Source organism: Bradyrhizobium sp. GW821-FHT13H06 (assembly GCF_058803975.1).
On sequence record NZ_JBXAPN010000012.1, the window covers coordinates 25,189 to 40,418 of the forward strand.

The following is a 15,230-nucleotide window of genomic DNA, read 5'->3' on the forward strand; positions in this document are numbered from 1 at the left end:
TGTGTCGGCATTTCACGCTGATCTTCCCGACATCGTAACCGCGTCTCGCGCGATGGCATATCTCCGTCGGTTTGTGAGCCTCGCGAATCCCGGCGGAGCGAGGATCTGGGCCGAGCCCTTCGTGTCACGGTCCATGGCGTTTTCTCTTGTTCTTGAACTTCGTTTTCCTGGGCGAGCGCACGGCCGATCCGACCGTTTTACGGGTCGCCGCGGCGATAGCCGTCTTCCGGTTCGAAAGTTTCAATCGGGTGTAGCCCAGCAGGCGTTCCATCGCGGCGCGCGCCTTCTCCGGGTTGCCGCTCTCGATGGCTCGCGCCGCCGCCACGTGGTTCGGCAGATTATCCCTGAACCAGCCGCCGGTGCTGACGACGGCGACGGTGAAGACGGTGCTCAGGATGGTGTCGATCGCGCCGCGAAAGCCCTGGAGGACCGGGTTGTGGGTCGCGTCCAGGATGGCAAGATGGAATGCCTTGTCGGCGGCAAGGGCGCTGGCCTGGTCCTTTGCAGTCTGCATCGCAGCCAAGGCCGTGTCGATCCGCCAGCAATCGTTCCTGGTGGCGCGTTGGGCGGCGAGAGCTGCGGCTGCAGGTTCGATGATCGAGCGCACCTCCTGGATCGCCAGCAGGAGGTCGCGGTCGGGCTCGTCCTGGCCGACGAGCCAGCTCAGCACGTCGCGGTCGAGCAGGCTCCATTCGTGGCGCGGCAGCACCTGCGTGCCGTGGCGCGGCCGCACGCTGACGAGGCCCTTGGCGGCAAGCGTCTTGATGGCCTCGCGCACCACGCCGCGCCCGACGCCGAAACGGGTTTCGAGCTCAGGCTCCGGCGGCAGGGTCGTCCCGACGGGAATGAGATCCTGGGCGATCTCGCGGCCGAGCGTCGTCAGCACGGCGCGAATGCGGCCGGGCTTGACCAGTTTGTCGACGGGGCTCGGGCGCGCTCGTGCCACTCGTACGTTTCTCCCGTCCGGCCTGTCGCGGCCGGTTCATTTGTCTTGGCTGCCACGCCCGGCAGCTTCACAATCATCCGATGTTTAACATCGGATGATTGGGTGCGGGCAAGCGCAATTGTCGCAGCATGATTGTGCTGCGTTGCGATATGCGCTGGGGGAGGCCGTTGGATCAGGGCGCCTCGTCCAGCGTGCAGATCACCGTGCAGACCACGCCGCGCGGCAGGAAGTCGACGGTTGCCTCACCGTCGAGCTGGTCGCGCGCGCTGCGCTCGATCAGGCGCGAGCCGAAGCCGCGTTGCACCGGCGCCGTCACCGGCGGGCCGCCGGTCTCGGTCCAGATCAGCCGCAGTCGCGGCTTCGGCGCATCAGCGATGACGTCCCAGTCCAGCGTCACCCGGCCGGTCTCGTTGGACAGCGCGCCGTATTTCGCGGCGTTGGTGGCGATCTCGTGCACGATCATCGACAGCACCACGGCGAGCCGCGGCGACAGCGGCACGGCCGGGCCGGTCATGCGGATGCGGTCGTGATTGCTCAGCAGGAACGGTTGGAGCGCGCGGGCGATCACGTCCCGGAGCTCCGATCCCGCCCATTTCTCCTGGCTCAGGAGATTATGCGCCTCGGCCAGCGCGCCGAGCCGTCCCTCGAACTTGGTCCGCTCGTCCCGGCTGGCGCTGCGGAAGGTCTGCACAGCGATCGCCTGCATCAGGGCCAGCGTGTTCTTGACGCGATGGTTGAGCTCCTCGATCAGGAGATCGTGCAGCATCTCGCCGCGCGCGATCGTGGTCGCCATCCTGACTGCAAAGGTGAGGCCGACCAGCAGCAGGATGCCGCCGATCAGGCTGGTGATCGCGATGTCGCGCCAGAGCGGCGCGATCAGCGAGCTCTCGCTGACGCCGGCCACGACCGTCCAGCCGGTCAGCTGCGATCGGGTGAAGGCGGAGGATAGCGCGACGCCGTCGAGCGAAACGGTCGAAAGCGCTGCCTCCGGTGTGTGCGACATCGCATCGTGGAGTGCGCCGGAAGCCTGCTTGCCGAACGTCTCGGCAGGGTTGGGTGTACGCGCGAACACGCGAGCCTTGGTATCCAGCAGCGACACCGTCCATTGATCGTTTGGCCGCTGCTGCTCGACCAATTTCTGGAATATCGCGATCGGCGGACTGAAGGAGAGCGCATAGGCCACTTCGCCATTGCGAAGCACGGGAACTTCCACGGTCACGATCGGCCGTTTCTCGGTCGAACCGACGAACAGGTCGGAATATTGCGGCGCCTTGCTTGCAAACACCCGCTCGACGATCTCTCGATTGTTGCGCGGTGGCAGGCTCGCTGTTTCCGTCGTCACGGTCGAAAACAGCTGCCGGCCGGATCTGTCGGCCAGCAGCAGGACACTGTCGCCGCCATACTGGCTCGTGAATTCGACCGCCAGCCGGCGGAAGCCGTTGAAATCGCCGCTTTGCAGGGAATCGCCGAGCGCGAGCACCTGCAAGCCGCCCGTCATCCGCTGCACCTCGGAGTCGAGCACGAGGCGCATGCTTCGCACGGTCTCCAGCACCCGGCGCGTTACCTCGCTGCGATCCTGGCGATAGTTGGAATAGGCGAGGCCGACGGCAAAGACGATCAGCGGCAACATCGTTCCCGCGACCAGGAGGGCGAGCCGGACCGGCAGGGTAAGCTTTGACAAGCGTGGGCGTCCCGGTTCCAGCGCAGCGGCGCCGGATCATGATTTTGGGAGGACCATAAGGGCAGTACTTGCCCGGTGCCACGATTTTCACGGCCGGTGCGATCCCGCGAAAGACGCTGTGACCCAGTCTGGAGTGGCGTCAGATCATCGCGATCGCGGCAGTGCAGCAGGCGGCACCGGCGGAGCTCTGCGACGAAGAGGACGTCCAGCCCAAGCGAAATGACTTCCGTCCCGCCGTAGTTTTTCATACGCTCCATGAATGCAAGCCGCATAGCGGCTGCGCTCACGGCCCGGCGACAGGGGCGGAGCATCAAAGGGAGGGGAGACGATGAAGCGAAGGTCATTTCTCGCTGGTATCGGTGCGACCACTGCGGCGGCTACGCTCGGCATGCCGTCGATCCTCAGGGCGCAAGCCCCGATCACGCTGAACGGCGCGGTCCAGTTCAATGACGACCATGCCTTCAATCGGGCGCTGATCCGATTCGAGGAGCTGGTGAAGAAATACTACGGCAAGCCAGTCAATTTCACCCTGCACAAGAACTCCTCGCTCGGCCTCGAGAAGCAGTATTTCGAGTACATGTCGCAGGGCAAGGCTGTCGATTACGGCATCGTCTCGCCGGCTCACATGTCGACCTTCGCCAAGGCGGCCCCGTTCATCGATGCGCCCTTCGTATTCAAGGGCATCGATCACATGAACAAGGTCGTCGAAGCCAACATCCTGGCGCCGATCGCCGACGAGGTCGCGGCGAAGGCCGAGGTCGTTCTGATCGGTTATGCCGGCGGCGGCATCCGCAACATCTTCGCCAACAAGCCGCTCAAGAACCTCGCCGACCTCAAGGGGCTCAAGGTCCGCGTGCAGGGCGCGCCGATCTGGTCGAAGACGTTCGCGGCCGTCGGTATGAGCCCGACCGTGATCGCCTATAACGAAATCTACAACGCGATCCAGAACGGGGTGATCTCGGCCGGCGAGAATGAGGCGGCCGGCGTCGAGGCGATGAAGTTCTACGAAGTGGCTCCGCATCTCAATCTGACCCAGCACGCCGTGTCGATCCGGCCGATCTGCTTCTCGGTAAAGACGCTGAAGACCTTGCCGAAGGATTTGCAGGACGCGATCATGAAGGCCGGCAAGGAGGCCGGCGACTACGGCCGCCAGCTGGAGTCGAGCGAAGAGGTCGTCAAGCTCGACACGCTTGAGAAGGCCGGCAAGCTCAAGCGCGTTCCGTTCGAAGAGCGGGACGCCATGAAGAAGCTCGCCGACCCCGTGATCGCCACCTACGCCAAGGAGATCGGCGCGGAAGGCATTTTCGAGAAGATCAACGTCGTCTGAGGTCGTTGCGTCCGCCGGCGATCGTCCGGGCAGGCCCCGCTTCCTGCCCGGACGTGGCGGATGAGCGCCGTACGGAGTCCCAATGTCCGACATGCACGTCCCGTCCACACCGTCGCTGTGGCGTCGCGTCACCGCGGCCTATGCGAAATTGCTGGAATTCCTGCTGGCCGCCTGCGTCGGCATCCTCGTTATTCCGGTCACGCTGCAAATCATCTCACGCTACACGCCGTTCATTCCGTCCTACATCTGGACGGAGGAAATGGCGCGCTTCCTGTTCATCTGGACGATCATGATCGGTGCCATGGTCGGCATCAGGGAGGCGCAGCATTTCGAGGTCGACGTGTGGCCCGACCTGTCGCGGAGGTCGGAGGCCGCGGTGCGGATCCTCGCGCGACTCGGCGTGCTTGCGCTGGCGCTGGTGTTCGTAACCGCCGGCATCGAGTTCACCCGTTTTGCCTGGAATAGAACGTCGGAATTGGCCGATCTGCCGCTCTGGCTGATCCATGTCGCCTGGCCGGTGGCCGGTCTGACGTGGATCGTCTTTGCGGGTGAACAGATCATCGATGAACTGCGCGTTCTGGCCGGGGCACAGAGATGAGCGGCACCGTACTTTCTGCCGGACAGGCTGCCATGCTGCTGTTCGGGGTCTTCATCGGCCTGCTCATCGCGCGCGTGCCGGTCGCTTTCGCGCTCGGTCTTGCCTGTGTGCCGATCCTGCTGATCGAGCCGCACCTGTCGCTGATGACGCTCGCGCAGGAGACCTTCAATGCGTACAATTCATTCATCCTGCTCGCGGTGCCGTTCTTCCTGCTGACGGCGAACCTGATGAGCATCGGCGGCATCACCGATCGCCTCGTGACGCTGTCGCGCTCGATGGTCGGGCACTGGCCGGGATCCCTGGCGCAGATCAACGTCGTGCTGTCGGTGTTCTTTGCCGGCATCTCGGGCTCCTCCACCGCCGATGCGGCGAGCCAGTCCAAGATCTTCATCGATGCGCAGAACAAGGAAGGCTACGACCTTTCGTTCTCCATCGCCATCACCGCGGTGTCGGCGGTGCTTGCAGTCATCATTCCGCCGTCGATCCTGATGATCGTGTGGGGTGGGCTGATCTCGACCTCGATTGCGGCGATGTATCTGGCCGGCATCGTGCCGGGCCTGCTGATCGCGGGCGCGCAGATGGTGACGGTGCACATCTATGCCGTGCGCCGGGGCTACCCCACCTATCCGAAATCGACCTGGGTCGAGATGGGATCCGCCATCTGGCGGTCGATACCGGCGCTGATGACGCCGTTCATCGTCGTCGGCGGTATTCTGCTCGGCTGGTTCACCGCGACCGAGTCCGCCTGCGTCGCGGTGCTCTATTCCGTAGCGCTCTCGACATTCTTCTACCGCGAGACGGGGCCACGCGAATTGTACAAGGCCTTGCTCGACACCGGGCGCCTTGCCGGCGTGGCGCTGTTCTGTGTCGGCACCGCAAGTGCGTTCGGCTGGCTGCTCGCCTATTACAAGATCCCGCAAGAGCTGCTGGCCAACGTCTCGACCTGGGGCATGGGCGCCGTTGCGGCCGGCTTCTTCATCTCCTTCTGCTTTCTGGTCGTGGGCTGCTTCCTCGACGCCATCCCGGCGATCATCATCGTCGGCACCGTGCTGGAGCCGCTCGCCAAGTCGGTCGATCTCCATCCGGTCCAGTTCGCGATCATTTCCATCGTATCGCTCGCCTTCGGACTGGTGACGCCACCCTACGGCCTGTGTCTGATGATCGCCTGCTCGATCGCCGGCGTGCGACTGCGCTATGCCCTGAAGGACACGATGATCATGCTGATACCGATGCTGCTGGTGCTGGCGGCGGTCATCGTCTGGCCCAGCGTGTCGCTGTTCCTGCCGCGTCTGATCGTGCCGGAGATGCTGAAATGAGAGTCTGCAAGTGAGCTTCTGAGAGTGCGATCCCGCGGCGCGGCCGCGGGATCGATTCCACCGCTTACAGATTGCTCTCGGTGATGGCCGCGTAGACCATGCTGCGCAGCTCGCGGCGGATCGGATAGGCGCTCGACGGCAGCACCTGCGTCATGAAGATCGTGATCAGCTCCTCGGCCGGATCGATCCAGAACGAGGTCGTGGCCGCGCCGCCCCAATTGTATTCGCCGGGGCTGCCGGCGATCAGCGTCTCGGCCGGGCGCATGGTGACGGCGAAGCCGAGGCCGAAGCCGATGCCGTTATAGGTGGCTTCGGAGAACAGCGAGCGCGACACCTCCGGCAGCGCGCGTCCGCCCGGGATGTGATTCGTCGTCATCAGCGCCAGCGTCTTCGGCCCGATCAGCCTGACACCGCCGAGCTCACCACCATTGAGCAGGGCGCGGCAGAAGGTGAGATAGTCGGCGACCGTCGAGCACAGCCCGCCGCCGCCGGAGATGAAGGAGGGGGGTGACAGGAACGAGCTCGTCGTCGGATCGTCCTGAAGAGTGAGGCCCTCGCGGCGTTGTCCGGCATGGAACGTCATGCCGCCGCCGGGGTCCGCCGAGTAGCAGGCGGCGAAGCGATGCGCCTTCGAGGCCGGCACGTGGAAATCGGTGTCGGTCATGCCGAGCGGATCGAGAATCCGCTGCTTGAGAAACTGCTCGAAAGGCATCCCCGAGATCTTGCCGACGAGGTAGCCGATCACGTCGGTCGCCACGGAGTAGTTCCAGGATTCGCCCGGCGAAAACTCCAGCGGGATCTTTGCCAGGCCCTCGATCATGGTCTGGAGCGTGCCTGACTTCTCGACCTCGCCGATCTTCTCGCTGCGATAGGCGGCATCGACATTGGAGCGCTGCTGGAAGCCGTAGGTGAGGCCGGAGGTGTGGCGCAGCAGGTCGACGATCAGCATCGGCCGCGACGGCGGCCGGGCCAGGAAGGCCGGGTAGGTGCCGGCGACGAATACGCCGAGATCCTTCCATTCCGGAATGTATTTGGCGACGGGCTCGTCGATGGCGACGAGGCCTTGCTCGACCAGCATCATGAAGGCGACGCTGGTGAGCGGCTTGGTCATGGAATAGATGCGGTAGATGGTGTCATCCTTCACCGGCGCCTTGCGTTCGAGGTCGGCGAAGCCCTGCACCGAGCTGTGAGCGATCTTGCCGCGGCGATAGACCAGGAGCTGCGTGCCGGGGAAACGGCCGGCATCGATGTACCGGTTCTTCAGATGGGCATCGACGCGGTCGAGCGCGGCCTTGGACATGCCGACGGATTCGGGCGAGGCGGGGGTGGGGGCGAGCATCAGTTCCTCCGGGGCGTTTTGTCGGAAAGTTGATACCGAAATGGCGGCCCCATTCCAAGTCGGTTGCGCTTAACGCAGCCGGGCCGACTGGTGTAGGCTCGGCGGCGGAACGCCTCCAGGGAGCCCACCCGGGCCAACGAGAAAAACGCGAGGGCAACGCATCATGACGCAGTTCAACGAGACCGAACTCACCGAAGCCGTCGTTCGGAGCTTCGACCAGACGCCGAACCCGCGGGCAAAATTCCTGCTGCAGGAATTGGTGAAGTCGCTGCACGATTACGTGAGCAAGACCGGCCTGACCTTCGAGGAATGGGAATACGCCATCGATTTCCTGACCCGGACGGGGCAGAAATGCACCGACACGCGCCAGGAGTTCATCCTGTTGTCCGACGTGCTCGGCGTCTCCATGCTGGTCGACGCCGTTAACCACCGCGACCGCGAGGGCGCCACACAGACCACGGTGCTCGGTCCGTTCTATGTCGGCGAGCACAAGGTGACCGCGCACGGCACCGACATCTCGCCGCACAATCTCACCGGTGAGAAGATGTTCGTGCAGAGCCGCGTCACCGATCTCAAGGGCAAGCCGCTCGCGAACGTTCCCGTGGACGTCTGGCATGCCGACGATGACGGCTTCTACGATTCCCAGAAGCCGAACTATGATGAGATCGGCGCCTCGGCGCGGGCGCGCTTCATCACGGACAGCGACGGCCGCTTCTTCTTCGGCACCATCCTGCCGTGCAGCTACCCGATCCCGACTGACGGGCCGGTGGGCGAGATGATCGTGCAGACGGGTCGCCACCCGATGCGCCCGGCACATGTGCACTTCCTGGTCAATGCGAAGGGCTATGAGCCGCTGATCACGCACGTCTTCATCGGTGGCGACAAATATCTGGATTCCGACGTGGTGTTCGGCGTCAAGGACGACCTGATCGCCAAGGTCGAGCCGCGCAATGACTCGGCGATGCCCGACGGCAGCAAGGCGAACGGGCCGTGGCACCTGATGACCTACGAATTCCACCTCAAGCCCGGCGGCGGCATGGCACCGAAGCCGCTGGGGACGAAGGCGGCAGAGCCGGCGTGACGGCTCCCGCCGGCGGTGCGTGACAGCAAGCTGGCGGCCCAAGAGCGGCAATCGCCGCTCGCGTGAACCGGCGCGGAGTGCTTAGTCGACCCGTGCAGGGATATCCACGGCCTTCTCTCGTCTCGGGGCATCCGAGGTCCGTTGGTCGGCGCTCCACCTGCGGCCCCATCCGATGAGCGGCGCCTCAATGATGATGTACAAGACCCAGGCGAGGCCGATGGAGAGCAGAATGCTGGCTACGATTGTCGCGGCCGTCGATAACAGCCACACCTCGGTAAAGTTGATCATCCATCGTATCACCAGGTAATGGACGATATACAGCGAGTACGAAATCTTGCCGAACCATTGCAGGATCGGCGAAAACGACCGCCCTTCGATCTCGGCAGACACCACGGCATGGATGAGCAATCCCGCAGCGACGCCATAGGTTGGCACGCGCGCGAATTGCGGGTCGGCCGATCCGGACACGAATATCCAGTACCAGCCGACAGCGAACAGGCCGGCTGAAGTTGCCAGAACATGGCGCGAAAAGAGCAATCGACCGTTCCTGTGGAGATAGGCGATGCCGACGCCGGCGCCGAATTCCAGGACCAGCGGATGGGAATAGATGCCGAGCTGCAGGCGGAGTACGAGGGCAATAACGACCATGCCGAGCCCCGCGAACAGCAGTTCGAACAACCGGTTCGGCGCGATGGCGAGGATGGCCGCAACTGCGGCATAGAAATGCAATTCGAAAGCAATCGACCAGGCCGGGCCAAGGTACCAGTTCGGATATGTCCACGCGAAGATGAGGCCAAGGTCGAGCGGCGGACGTTTCTCCGGCGACAGATCGATCCAGGACGAGCTGGCGAACGCCGCCAGCAACACAAGCCAGTAGACCGGATAAATTCGAACCGCTCGTCTGAAGACGAAGCTCAACGGGTCGCGGTGCGCCGCCGCCGTGGTTGCGATGATGAAGCCGGAAATGACAAAGAAGATGTCAACGCCGCTTGCAAGAATGGTGAGGACGCCTTCGGCAACGGCCGGGCCGACCATGTCGGGTCGCGCGCTGACCGCGTGTCCGCAGACCACCGACAGCGCAGCAACGCCGCGCATTGCCTCTACACCCGCGAAGACGCGCAAAACGCCCCTGCACAATCAATTACAAGTTGAAATCTATCTGCACGCAAGGATACTAATAAATGGTTGCGTATGGTCGAGAAACTCTACGCTAGGATGTATTAAGTGGGCTGGGGCGGGACGGCACCTTGCCATGACCGCACGGAGCTAAGGAGTGACTGTGCGCCGAACAGCCGCAGATGTCCGTGTAGCCGCCAGAAGCTCACGTCTGCGCTTCATGAGCACACACTCTAGCGCGCGTGCAGCATAGCCAGCAGCACGATGACCGCGCAGGCGAGCGCCGCCGACGTCACCTTCCAGAACATCAGCGGGTTGCGCTCCAGGAGCGGCGTCATTCGCGTGTCGAGATAGGCCGGGTTGGGCGTGCGAAGCTCGTGGACGAATTCGGACAGGTCCTCGTGTCGCTTGTAGGGATCGGGATGGAGCGCGCGCCTGAGCGCGCCATCGACCCAGGCCGGCACGTTGCGGTCCTCGTCCGCCGGGCTATACTGGAGCCTCCGCGCATCCGCCTTGCGGCGGATCCTGGCGACCTGGGCACCGTAAGGCAGCTTTCCCGTCAGCATCTGGTAGCAGATCACGGCTAGCGAAAACATGTCGGAGCGCGGTGAGCCGCCTTGCCCGAGAAAATACTCCGGCGCCGTATACTGGACCGTTCCCAGGATTTCGTCGGCCTCGTCCGGTGGCCCGGCCTCGGCGACGCCGGCGACCCTGACCGATCCGAAGTCGATGATCTTGGCGGTGCCGGTCTTGTCGATCAGGATGTTGTCGGGTCTGAGGTCCTGATGCAGCATCTCCATGCGGTGGAAGGCGCGCAGGCCCGCCGCGATCTGCTCGATCAGCCCGCGGACGGTTTCGAGATCGGGGCGCGGATTGTCGATCATCCACTGCTTCAGGGTCTGGCCCTCGACGAATTCAGTCGCGACGTAGAGGCAGCTGCGCCGCCTCGACTGTGACAGCGGCTTCAGCACGTGCGGGCTGTCGATGCGGCGCGCGATCCACTCCTCCATCAAAAAGCGCTTCAGGTACGCGGCATTGTCGCGCAGGTCGACCGACGGCAGCTTGAGCGCGACCGGCTCCCCGGTCTCCACATCGACGGCAAGATAGATGTGGCTGCGGCTGCTGCCGTGAATCTCGCGGACGATCCGGTAGCCGTCGAAGATCGCGCGCGGTTCCGGCAGCGAAGGCAGCGGCAATTGTGCGGTCTGATTGAAGATGCCGGCCGGCTCGCGCTGCGGCACCGCATCGATGCGAATGATCTGGACGGTGATGTTGTCGTCGCTGCCGCGCCGGTAGGCTTCCTCGACGATGGCCTTCGCCGCCGCGTCGAGATCGCCCGCATGCTCATTCAGCGCGCTCGTGACGAAGCGTGCGTCGACGAATTCGTAAGCGCCGTCGGTTGCCAGCAGAAAGATGTCGCCGGCCTCGACCTCGAACGCCTGATAGTCGATCTCGAGCTGCGGATTGATGCCGAGCGCGCGGCCCAGATAGGTCTGCTCGGACGACACGATGATGCGGTGATCGTCGGTCAGCTGTTCGAGCGCCTTGCCGGCGACGCGGTAGACGCGGCAGTCGCCGACATGAAAGATGTGCGCGGTGGTCGCCTTGATGACCATGGCGCTGAGGGTGCAGACATAGCCCTTGTCCCGGTCATAGGCGTATTGGCTCTTGCGCGTCTGCGCGTGCAGCCAGGAATTGGTCGCGTCAAGCACGCGGCGGGCGGAGGTCTTCACCGTCCAGGATTCGGACGTGCAGTAATAGTCCATCAGGAAGCTCTTGACCGCCGACTCGCTGGCGATCTGGCTCACCGCGCTGGAGGAGATGCCGTCGGCGAGGACAGCCGCGATGCCCTTCAGGCTGAGCAGCGGCTCTTCCGGAATCAGGACGCCGTGAAAGTCCTGGTTGACGGACTTGCGGCCCTTGTCGGAATGCTGGCCGACCGAGATCTGGAGTCCGCGGGTCATCGTCATAACCTGCAAAGCGGAGCCTCACCCTGATCGGGCGAGGCTCCCCTGTCGAGATGGATCCGATCAGGCCGCAACGCGGGGCTTCGCAGCCTTGACGGCCTGGCGCTTGGGCAGGGTCATGACGTGCGTTGCATAGAGCGTCATGCCGGTGAAGGCGAGGCCGCCGACGAGGTTGCCGAGCACGGTCGGGATCTCGTTCCAGATCAGATAATCCATGATCGAGAACTTCGCGCCGAGCAGCAGCCCGGACGGGAACAGGAACATGTTCACGACGGAATGCTCGAACACCATGTAGAAGAACACCAGGATCGGCATCCACATCGCGATGACCTTGCCGGGGACCGAGGTCGAGATCATGGCGCCGACGACGCCGGTCGAGACCATCCAGTTGCAGAGCATGCCGCGCAAGAACAGCGTCGCCATGCCGGCCGCGCCGTGCGCGGCGTAGCCGAGGGTTCGCCCTTCGCCGATATTGCCGATGGCGGCGCCGACCTTGTCCGGCGCCTGGGTGAAGCCGAACGTCGTGACGAAGGCCATCATGAAGGCCACGGTGAAAGCGCCGGCGAAGTTGCCGACGAATACGAGGCCCCAATTGCGCAGCACGCCGCCGAGGGTGACGCCCGGACGCTTGTCGATCAGGGCGAGCGGGGAAAGCACGAAGACGCCGGTGAGGAGATCGAAGCCCAGCAGATAGAGCATGACGAAGCCGACCGGAAACAGCAGCGCGCCGATCAGCGGCTGGCCCGTGTTGACGTTGATCGTCACGGCGAACCAGGCCGCCAGCGCCAGGATGGCGCCCGCCATGTAGGCTCGGATGATGGTATCCCGGGTGGACATGAAGATCTTGGACTCGCCCGCATCCACCATCTTGGTGACGAATTCCGAAGGCGCGAGATACGACATCAATGGTTCCTTTGCTTCGTAAGGGAGATCGACACGCTCCGGAGAGCGCGGCTGAACGTGATCGGCCGTGCGGGCTGGCCTGCCGCGCACGAGGGCTATGGAAAATCTGGAAGCTTTGGGAATCGCGTCACGAGGACTTTGAGCCGGGAGGGCCGCGAAGCAGTTGAGCTTCCGGGATGCGGCCGCCAGAGGCTGCATCAATGCGGCAAGCCGCAGTCTTCGTTGACGGCGAAAGAAAAGCAAGTTGCGTGCCGGCGCGTGCTGTCAAAAATATCTAGCAATTTCAAAGCGGTGCCGCTCGGCTCGATCTGATTCTGACGTCGCCTCGGCCTTTTCCTTAAGCTGTTGCACAAGATTTGTGCGCCGCACAAGCAATGTGCAGATCGCAAATCTCGCAAGCGGAACCGACCTGCGACAGTCTGGCGCTACCGATATAACGCATTGATTTACTTATTCTTCTTGTGGCGCCATGCTTGGCATGAAGCTTGAATGGTTCCAGCCGACGCCATTGAAGCCGTCCCGCGAGAATTCTCATCCGATTTGCTGACGCCACCAGACCGGGGGTCCTCCCCGTCACGCGTTCGCATGCGCCGAATACGGCGCCACCGGACGGACGGGCCGCTCGCGCGCACAGCCGCAAATCATTCCGCAAAGACGCAAAGGACGACACAGCCTATGACCAAGCGCACCCGCCGGCCCTCCGAAACGACTGGCCTCAGCCGCCGTCAATTGTTGAAGGCCACCGGCTCGACCGCGGCACTTCTCGCCGCCGCAAAACTGAACTTCCCTGCCGGCGCCTTCGCGCAGGACGCAGGCCCTGAGGTCAAGGGCGCCAAGCTCGGCTTCATTGCACTCAGCGATGCCGGCCCGCTCTTCGTCGCCAAGGACAAGGGGCTGTTCGCCAAATATGGCATGCCCGACACCGATGTGCAGAAGCAGGCGTCGTGGGGAACGACGCGCGACAACCTCGTGCTCGGCTCAGAAGGCAACGGCATCGACGGCGCCCATATCCTCACCCCGATGCCGTATCTGATCTCGGCCGGCAAGGTGACGCAGAACAACCAGCCGACGCCGATGTACATCCTGGCGCGGCTCAATCTCGACAGCCAGTGCATCTCCGTCGCGAGCGAATATGCCGACCTGAAGCTCGGCGTCGATGCCGCGCCGTTCAAGGCCGCGCTGGAGAAGAAGAAGGCCTCGGGCAAGGCCGTGAAGGCCGCGATGACATTCCCCGGCGGCACCCACGATCTCTGGATACGCTATTGGCTCGCCGCCGGCGGCATCGATCCCGACAAGGATATCGAGACCATCGTGGTGCCGCCGCCGCAGATGGTGGCCAACATGAAGGTCGGCACCATGGACTGCTTCTGCGTCGGCGAGCCCTGGAACCTGCAGCTGATCCATCAGAAGATCGGCTATACCGCGGTCAACACCGGCGAACTCTGGAACAAGCATCCGGAGAAATCCTTCGGCATGCGCGCCGCCTTCGTCGACAAATATCCAAAGGCGGCGAAAGCGTTGCTGATGGCGGTGATGGAAGCCCAGCAATGGGCCGACAAGGCCGAGAACAAGGCCGAGCTCGCCGCCATCATGGGCAAGCGGCAGTGGATGAACTGTCCTGTCGAGGACGTGCTCGACCGCACCGCCGGCAAGTTCGACTACGGCATCCCCGGCAAGGTGGTCGAGAACTCGCCGCACATCATGAAGTACTGGCGCGATCATGCCTCCTATCCGTTCCAGAGCCACGATCTCTGGTTCCTCACGGAGGACATCCGCTGGGGCAAGTACGAGCCGAACTTCGACACCAAGGCGCTGATTGCCAAGGTCAACCGCGAGGACCTCTGGAAGGCCGCCGCCAAGACCCTCGGCGTCGCGGCTGCCGACATTCCGGCCTCAACCTCGCGCGGCAAGGAGACCTTCTTCGACGGCAAGGTGTTCGATCCGGAGAATCCGGCCGCCTATCTGAAGTCGCTCGCGATCAAGCGCGTCGAAGTCTGATGGAGCCAGCGGCCGCCCTTTGGCGGCCGCATCGTCCCTTGAAGCCGGAGAGAGATTGCGATGAACATGCCTGCCGCCAAGATCGAGATTGAAACCGCGACGCCTGCGGCCAGCTCCGCGCCGGTCGTCGCGATGACGCCGAGGCGTCCCCCGCGCACCGAAGTTTACGCACGCATGGCACGAGAGACGGCCGTGCGCGTGATCCCGCCGCTGGTCGTGATCGCGCTGCTCACGCTGGTGTGGGAGTTGGTCTGCCGCCGCGCCGGCTCGGCACTGCCGCCGCCGTCGAAGGTGTTCACGGACACCAAGGAGCTGATCCTCGATCCGTTTTTCGACCATGGCGGCATCGACAAGGGCCTGTTCTGGCATCTTTCCGCCAGTCTCCAGCGCGTCGCCTTCGGCTACTCGCTCTCGGCGATCGCGGGCATCGCGCTCGGGGTGCTGGTCGGGCAGTCGGTCTGGGCCATGCGCGGGCTCGATCCGTTGTTCCAGGTGCTGCGTACCATTCCGCCGCTCGCCTGGCTGCCGTTGTCGCTCGCGGCATTCCGCGACGGCCAGCCCTCCGCGATCTTCGTCATCTTCATCACCTCGATCTGGCCGATCATCATCAACACCGCTGTCGGCATCCGCAACATTCCGCAGGACTATCGCAACGTCGCGGCCGTCGTGCAGCTCAATCCGCTCGAGTTCTTCGCAAAGATCATGATCCCGGCGGCCGCGCCCTACATCTTCACCGGCCTTCGCATCGGCATCGGCCTGTCGTGGCTTGCGATCGTCGCGGCGGAAATGCTGATCGGCGGCGTCGGCATCGGCTTCTTCATCTGGGACGCCTGGAACTCCTCGCATATCAGCGAGATCATCCTGGCGCTGTTCTATGTCGGCATCATCGGCTTCGTGCTGGACCGCCTGATCGCGGGCCTCGGCAAGTTCGTCACCCGCGGCACCGCGCAGAACTGAG

General features: G+C 63.8%; 12 protein-coding genes. 6 read left to right on the forward strand and 6 right to left on the reverse strand.

Features of this window, described 5'->3' with window-relative positions; all coding sequences use genetic code 11:
* Window positions 1–124: 124 nt before the first annotated feature.
* Window positions 125–946, reverse strand: coding sequence for a FadR/GntR family transcriptional regulator (locus AC1RQP_RS34170; RefSeq protein ID WP_492941550.1), 822 nt, complete (start codon window positions 944–946; stop codon window positions 125–127).
* A 172-nt stretch (window positions 947–1,118) separates the two neighbouring features.
* A complete protein-coding gene (locus AC1RQP_RS34175; protein ID WP_492941799.1) occupies window positions 1,119–2,576 on the reverse strand; it encodes a sensor histidine kinase in 1,458 nt (485 codons plus the stop codon).
* 379 nt (window positions 2,577–2,955) lie between these two features.
* Between AC1RQP_RS34175 and AC1RQP_RS34180 the strand changes: the two genes are divergently transcribed.
* The 3 genes from AC1RQP_RS34180 to AC1RQP_RS34190 all read left to right on the forward strand — a co-directional run bounded on the left by AC1RQP_RS34180 (window position 2,956) and on the right by AC1RQP_RS34190 (window position 5,868).
* Complete coding sequence (locus tag AC1RQP_RS34180; protein WP_239622152.1) at window positions 2,956–3,954, forward strand: TRAP transporter substrate-binding protein; 999 nt, start codon at window positions 2,956–2,958, stop codon at window positions 3,952–3,954.
* 82 nt (window positions 3,955–4,036) lie between these two features.
* The gene (locus tag AC1RQP_RS34185; protein ID WP_239622153.1) at window positions 4,037–4,552 is read left to right on the forward strand and encodes a TRAP transporter small permease; all 516 of its coding nucleotides are present in this window, start codon (window positions 4,037–4,039) and stop codon (window positions 4,550–4,552) included.
* A complete protein-coding gene (locus AC1RQP_RS34190; protein WP_239622154.1) occupies window positions 4,549–5,868 on the forward strand; it encodes a TRAP transporter large permease in 1,320 nt (439 codons plus the stop codon). The genes AC1RQP_RS34185 and AC1RQP_RS34190 overlap by 4 nt, the downstream gene beginning before the upstream one ends.
* 64 nt (window positions 5,869–5,932) lie before the next feature.
* On the opposite strand, the gene AC1RQP_RS34195 is transcribed toward AC1RQP_RS34190, so the two are convergent.
* Window positions 5,933–7,207: a serine hydrolase domain-containing protein gene (locus AC1RQP_RS34195; protein WP_492941552.1), complete on the reverse strand. Its 1,275-nt coding sequence runs from the start codon at window positions 7,205–7,207 to the stop codon at window positions 5,933–5,935.
* Between the two features lie 163 nt (window positions 7,208–7,370).
* On the opposite strand from AC1RQP_RS34195, the gene AC1RQP_RS34200 reads away from it, so the two are divergent.
* The gene (locus tag AC1RQP_RS34200) at window positions 7,371–8,288 is read left to right on the forward strand and encodes an intradiol ring-cleavage dioxygenase (RefSeq protein WP_492941554.1); all 918 of its coding nucleotides are present in this window, start codon (window positions 7,371–7,373) and stop codon (window positions 8,286–8,288) included.
* 81 nt (window positions 8,289–8,369) lie between these two features.
* Here AC1RQP_RS34200 and AC1RQP_RS34205 read toward each other — a convergent pair whose 3' ends face one another.
* The 3 genes from AC1RQP_RS34205 to AC1RQP_RS34215 form a co-directional block, all read right to left on the reverse strand.
* The gene (locus tag AC1RQP_RS34205) at window positions 8,370–9,425 is read right to left on the reverse strand and encodes an acyltransferase family protein (RefSeq protein ID WP_492941556.1); all 1,056 of its coding nucleotides are present in this window, start codon (window positions 9,423–9,425) and stop codon (window positions 8,370–8,372) included.
* A gap of 212 nt (window positions 9,426–9,637) precedes the next feature.
* Window positions 9,638–11,374 carry a bifunctional protein-serine/threonine kinase/phosphatase gene (locus AC1RQP_RS34210; RefSeq protein WP_492941558.1) on the reverse strand — a complete coding sequence of 579 codons (1,737 nt, stop codon included), beginning with the start codon at window positions 11,372–11,374 and terminating at the stop codon, window positions 9,638–9,640.
* 60 nt (window positions 11,375–11,434) lie between these two features.
* On the reverse strand, window positions 11,435–12,274 hold the full coding sequence (locus tag AC1RQP_RS34215; RefSeq protein WP_492941560.1) for a formate/nitrite transporter family protein: 840 nt from the start codon (window positions 12,272–12,274) through the stop codon (window positions 11,435–11,437).
* 675 nt (window positions 12,275–12,949) lie between these two features.
* Here AC1RQP_RS34215 and AC1RQP_RS34220 point away from each other — a divergent pair.
* Together AC1RQP_RS34220 and ntrB are read left to right on the forward strand one after the other, a co-directional pair.
* On the forward strand, window positions 12,950–14,272 hold the full coding sequence (locus AC1RQP_RS34220; RefSeq protein WP_492941562.1) for a CmpA/NrtA family ABC transporter substrate-binding protein: 1,323 nt from the start codon (window positions 12,950–12,952) through the stop codon (window positions 14,270–14,272).
* A gap of 60 nt (window positions 14,273–14,332) precedes the next feature.
* Window positions 14,333–15,229 carry a nitrate ABC transporter permease gene (gene ntrB / locus AC1RQP_RS34225; protein ID WP_492941564.1) on the forward strand — a complete coding sequence of 299 codons (897 nt, stop codon included), beginning with the start codon at window positions 14,333–14,335 and terminating at the stop codon, window positions 15,227–15,229.
* The last annotated feature ends 1 nt before the right edge of the window (window position 15,230 follow it).